We start from the raw sequence: 5187 nt of genomic DNA, 5'->3' as shown, positions 1-5187 counted from the left end.
CCCCCACCCTTGGCGTGCGAGCTACAGCCCCATGCCATTTCTACAAATGCCGGACGCGGGGAGGCGCCGCATGTCCTGTTGTTTACGACACAGTTCGCGCGCGGGCCATGCGGGTTCAGGTGCGAATGAGCCCGTGCGAGAAGCAGGGCCATGAACCGGTGGCTCCTGTGGGGATGTGTCCTGGTGGCGGGCTGTGGCTCCCGCGAGGCGAACGTGCGGCGCGACGCGCTGCCCGCCGCGTCCGCGAACACGGTCGTCTTCGAAGGAAGCTGTGACGCGTCCGGCGCGGTGGAGCTGGGCCACGGCCTCTTCGTCGTGGCGGACGACGAGGACAACATCCTGCGCGTCTACGATGCACGCGCGGGCGGCCGGCCGCTGCGGACGGTGGACCTGACGCCGTCGCTGGATTTGCCGGTGAAGAAGAAGCCGCCGGAGACGGACATCGAAGCGGGCTCGCGGCTGGGCAACCTGGCCTTCTGGCTCACGTCGCACGGCCGCAACAGCTCCGGCAAGAAGCAGCCCGCGCGCCTGCGCTTCTTCGCCACCAGCGTGGAGGATCCGGAGCACGTCCAGCTCGTCGGCCAGCCGTACACGCAGCTGTTGGAGGACCTGCTCGCGGATCCGCGGCTCGCGCCCTACGGCCTGGCGCAGGCGGAGCCGCTGCCGCCCAAGGAGCCCGGCGGGCTCAACATCGAAGGCCTGACGGCGATGCTGGACGCGCCCGGGATGTGGATTGGCTTTCGCAGTCCGCTGACGCAGGGCAAGGCGCTGGTGGTGCCGCTGCTGAACCCGGAGGCGGTGGTGCGCGACGGCGCGGCCGCGCGCTTCGGGGAGCCCCGGTTGCTGGAGCTGGGCGGGCTGGGCATCCGCTCGCTGTCGTCATGGCGGGGGCGCTACCTCATCATGGCGGGGGCCACGGCCTCCGAGGCGAAGTCGCGGCTGTTCACCTGGAAGGGCGGGGACGACGCGCCGGTGCCGGTGACGTCGGTGGACCTGTCGGGCGTGAACCCGGAGGCGTTCTTCACGCCCGACACGTCCGAGGACGTCCTGCTGCTCAGCGACGACGGCACCGTGCAGGTGGACGGCGTCGAGTGCAAGCGCCAGAAGGATCCGGCGCTCAAGCGCTTCCGCGGCGTGTGGACGGCGTTGCCGGAAAGCCCCTGAGCGCCGGAAGGGAGCGCGGACCTCAGCGCTCCATGAAGCCGGACGCCGGGACAATCTGGACGGCGTCCGGGCGCACCGGCAGCTTCTGCTGGATGATGCGCTCATCCACCTTGAGCACCTCCGGCGGCTTGGGCGACGCGTAGGTGATGGGCGACGGCTCGCCGGACTTCAGCTTCTGCGCCAGCCCCTGCGCGTCCTCCGTGACGAACACGAACGCCAGCTTCTCCGGTGAGAGCTGCCGGCGCACGGCGGCCTGCACGGACTCCGGCGTCATCGTCTTCAGCGCGTCTCTGTATCGGTCCAGGAAGTCCGGCGTGCCGTAGTAGAGCGAGTCGATGGCTTGGCCCAGCCGCCGCTGGTCGGTCTGCTCCCACAGGCGCGTGTAGCCCTGGAGGAAGCCGCGCACCAGGTCGAAGCGCTCCGGGCTGAGCGGCTCGTTCGACATCCGCTCCAGGAAGTACACCGCGCCGCGCGTGGCGAACACGGCGTTGGCGGGCACCACGGGCCGCAGCCAGAGGGACACGTCCTGCTGGGTGCGCACCAGGTTGGTGCGGTTGAAGGTGCCGTTGCCCCGGTCCTCGATGAAGTGCTCGGCGTAGGCGTAGTCGCCGTAGTTGAGGCCGCGCTTCTCGCGCAGTTCGTTGAAGAGCACGCCGATGAACTGCCGGTGCTCGCCCAGGTTGGACAGCGCGAACGCCACCGGGAAGAAGTCCGGGTCCCCGCGGCGCATCGGCGTGACGAAGCCCATGCTCACGGCGGTGGAGAGCGTGGGCTTCTGGAGGATGAGCGCACGCCCCGCGGACGACTTCACCGTGGGCAGCGCCACCCGGGGCGCGCCCTTGGCGGGCAGCCCGCTCAGGCGCGACGTCATGGTCTGCTGCAGGTTCGCGTCCACCGGGCCGGCCAGCCCGATGACCAGCCGGTCCTGCGTGAAGACGCGGCGCGCGTGCGCCTTCACGTCCTCCAGCGTGAGGGACTGGAGCCCCTGCACGGTGCCGCCGGTGTAGTGGGCGTACGGGTGCCCCGCGTAGATGAGCGCGTCCAGGCCCACCTTGCCCAGCGTCTCGTCGTCCTCGCTGCGCAGGCCGTTGCGCACGGCATTGAGCGCGTTGGCGCGCAGGCGCTCGAACTCCGCGGGGTCGAAGCGCGGCTGGAGCAGCGTGTCCGTGAAGAGGATGAGGAACGCGGGCAGGAAGTCCTGGTGGACGCGGCCGGAGAGGGTGGTCATCTCCTTGTCGGTGACGACCTTGAGCTCGGCGGCCATGGGGTAGAGCGCTTCCAAGAGCTGCGCGGCGGAAAGCCGCTGCGTGCCGCCCTCCGCCATCAGCTTCGCGGTGAGGGCGGTGAGGCCCTCCTTGCCCTTCGGGTCGTCAATGGAGCCCGTGTGGAACACGAGCCGCAGGCTGACGATGGGCGTGTCCGCCCGGGCCTGCACCACCAGGTGCATCGGCGGCGGCTCGTTCAGCGGCACCGCGGGCACGTCGCCCGGTTCGGTGGGGGGCGGAGGCGGCGGGGGCGGAGGCTCCCCGTGAGGCGGCTTGTGGGCGCAGGCCGCGAGTGACAGCGCGGCGGCCAGGATGAGCGGCACGGTGGCGCGGGTCTTCATCACGGCGTCCCTCCGGCGGCGACGGCCTTGGGGGTGAGGGTGAGGACGGTGAGGTTGGAGTCCTTGAAGTACTTCCTCGCGAACAGGGTGAGCTGCTGGGGCGTCACGCTGCCCAGCTGCTTCAGGTAGCTGGCGAGCGCGTCCGGGCGGCCCATCACGCCCGCGTAGAGCGCCAGGTCGATGGCCACGTCACGCGGCGTCTCCAGGTCCATCAGCAGGCCGTAGCGCAGGTGGTCCTGGATGGCCCTGAGGCGCACGGGGTCCACCGGGGCGCCCGTCACCGCCGTCACCTCGCGGCGCAGCACGGCGTCCACGGCGGCGCGGTGCTGTTCGTCCTGCAGGGTGACGTCGATGGGGAAGAGGTACGGGTCGCGGTGGGGCGTGGTGTAGACGTTGATGGACTCCGCGTACTGCTTCTCCAGCACCAGTTCCTTGTAGGCGGGGCTGGTGTCGCCCGCGAGGTACTCGGCGAGGATGGACTGGATGGCGGCGTCCGGCGTGTCCGCGCGCGCGGCGGGTGTGTGCCACGCGAGCACGTGGCGCGGCTGCGTGGGCTGCGGCCAGTCCACGTGGACGGAGCGCGGTGACGTCTGCTCGGGCTCCGTGGGGATGATGACGCTGGTGGGCTTGCGCTGCCAGCCGCCGTAGGCCTGGGTCACCTGGGCGAGGACCTGCGCGTCGTTGAAGTCACCGACGATGAAGAGGGTCGTGTTGGAGGGCGTGTACCAGCGCTCGAAGAACGCGCGGCTGTACGCGTACGCCTTGGGCATGGCCTGGATGTCTTCGTAGAAGCCCAGCGTGGTGTGCTGGTACGTGTGGCGGGTGAAGGCCGTCTTCACCAGGGACTCCTCCAGCTTGAGGTCCGGGCCGGCGGCGTTCTTGTGGTACTCGCCCAGGACGGCGAGCGCCTCCGTCTGGAAGGCGGGCTCGGAGTACTCCAGGTTCTGGAAGCGGTCCGCCTCCAGCGCGATGAGCTTCTCCAGGCCTGCGGAGGGGCCGTACACCTGGTACACGGTGATGTCGTCGGTGGTGAACGCGTTGTCGTCGAAGCCGAAGCCGCCGAGGATGCGCTCGCGCTGGCCCTCCGGGTTCGCCTTCGTCCCCTTGAACATCATGTGTTCGAAGAAGTGGGCGAAGCCGGTGCGGCCGGGCTCCACCTCGTTGCGCGAGCCCACGCGCACGGCCGTCACGTACGCGACGATGCCGGGCGAGTTGAACGGCACGCGCACCACGGTGAGCCCGTTGGGCAGCTGCGTGGTTTTCAGCGCGTACGGGAAGAAGCGGGAGGCGTCTGGAGGCGGCTGCTGTGCGAGTGCCGGCAGCGCCGGCATCAGCATCAGCAGCAGGAGGGGCAACAGGCGGCGCATGCGCGGACCCTTTCGGTGCTGGGGACGCGCGGGACGTTACGCCGGAGACAGGGCGGGGGTGGGCGGCTTTCTGACGGCGCCTGTCACCTGCGCGCCAGAGCCCGGCCTCACAGGGTGATGACGATCTTCCCGAAGTGGCCGCCGGACTCCATGTACTGGAGCGCCTCGCGAGCCTGGGCGAAGGGGAACACGCGGTCGATGACGGGCCGGGTCTTCTCCTGCGACATGGCCTTGAGCATGTCCTCGAACATCTCGCGGCTGCCCACGTAGGTGCTGATGACGCGCAGGCGCCGGGTGCTGGTGGCGGTGGTGTCCGGCTTGCCGGGGGCGCCGGTGAGCAGACCGATGAGCGCGATGTGGCCGCCCTCCCGGGTGGCCGCGACGGAGCGGGGCAGGGTGCCCGCGCCGCCCACCTCCAGCACGTGGTCCACGCCCTGGTTGCCGGTGAGGGTGAGGACCTCCTGTTCCCAGTCCGGCGTCTGGCGGTAGTTGATGAGCCCCTGCGCGCCCAGCTGCTTCGCGCGCTGGAGCTTGTCGTCCTGGCTGGAGGTGATGAGGACGCGCGCCCCCAGGAGCCGGGCGAACTGGAGGGCGAAGATGGACACGCCGCCGGTGCCCTGCGCGAGCACGGACTGGCCGCGCTTGAGGCCGCCCTGGGGGACGAGCGCGTTCCACGCGGTGACGGCGGCGCAGGGGAGGGTGGAGCCCTCCTCGTAGGAGAGCCAGTCCGGCAGGTGCACGAGCCCTTCGGCGTCCACGCAGACGTATTCGGCGAGCACGCCGGGGACGCTGCCGCCGAGCGCATGGGCGACGCGCTCCGGGGTGCGCTCGCCGTCGGTCCAGACCTGGAAGAAGGTGGGGGCGACGCGCTCCCCGGGCTTCACGCGGGACACGCCGGAGCCCACGGCGACGACCTCCCCGGCGCCGTCGGAGCAGGGGATGAGGGGGAGCTTGAGGCCCGGGTAGGTGCCGCGGGCGATGATGAGGTCGCGGTAGTTGAGGGAGACGGCGTGGATGCGCACGAGCGCCTGGCCGGGGCCGGGTTGGGGC

Annotated in this window: 4 protein-coding genes; 1 reads left to right on the top strand and 3 read right to left on the bottom strand. The window is 70.7% G+C overall.

Annotated elements, in window-relative coordinates; genetic code table 11:
• Nucleotides 1–150: 150 nt before the first annotated feature.
• Complete coding sequence (locus D7X55_RS35470) at nucleotides 151–1164, top strand: DUF3616 domain-containing protein (RefSeq protein WP_121725364.1); 1014 nt, start codon at nucleotides 151–153, stop codon at nucleotides 1162–1164.
• A 22-nt stretch (nucleotides 1165–1186) separates the two neighbouring features.
• Here the strand turns inward: D7X55_RS35470 and D7X55_RS35465 are convergent, their stop codons facing one another.
• The 3 genes from D7X55_RS35465 to D7X55_RS35455 all read right to left on the bottom strand — a co-directional run.
• A complete protein-coding gene (locus tag D7X55_RS35465; protein WP_121725363.1) occupies nucleotides 1187–2770 on the bottom strand; it encodes a pitrilysin family protein in 1584 nt (527 codons plus the stop codon).
• Nucleotides 2770–4137 carry a pitrilysin family protein gene (locus D7X55_RS35460; RefSeq protein WP_120551321.1) on the bottom strand — a complete coding sequence of 456 codons (1368 nt, stop codon included), beginning with the start codon at nucleotides 4135–4137 and terminating at the stop codon, nucleotides 2770–2772. The genes D7X55_RS35465 and D7X55_RS35460 overlap by 1 nt, the downstream gene beginning before the upstream one ends.
• 107 nt (nucleotides 4138–4244) lie before the next feature.
• Nucleotides 4245–5187 (bottom strand): NAD(P)-dependent alcohol dehydrogenase (locus tag D7X55_RS35455; protein ID WP_147470339.1); only part of this gene is annotated, 943 nt, incomplete at its 5' end.

This window comes from Corallococcus sp. AB049A (assembly GCF_003668885.1).
Lineage (GTDB): Bacteria > Myxococcota > Myxococcia > Myxococcales > Myxococcaceae > Corallococcus > Corallococcus interemptor.
The sequence above is the reverse complement of the archived record's forward strand: the minus strand, read 5'-3'. Positions and strand labels throughout refer to the sequence as shown.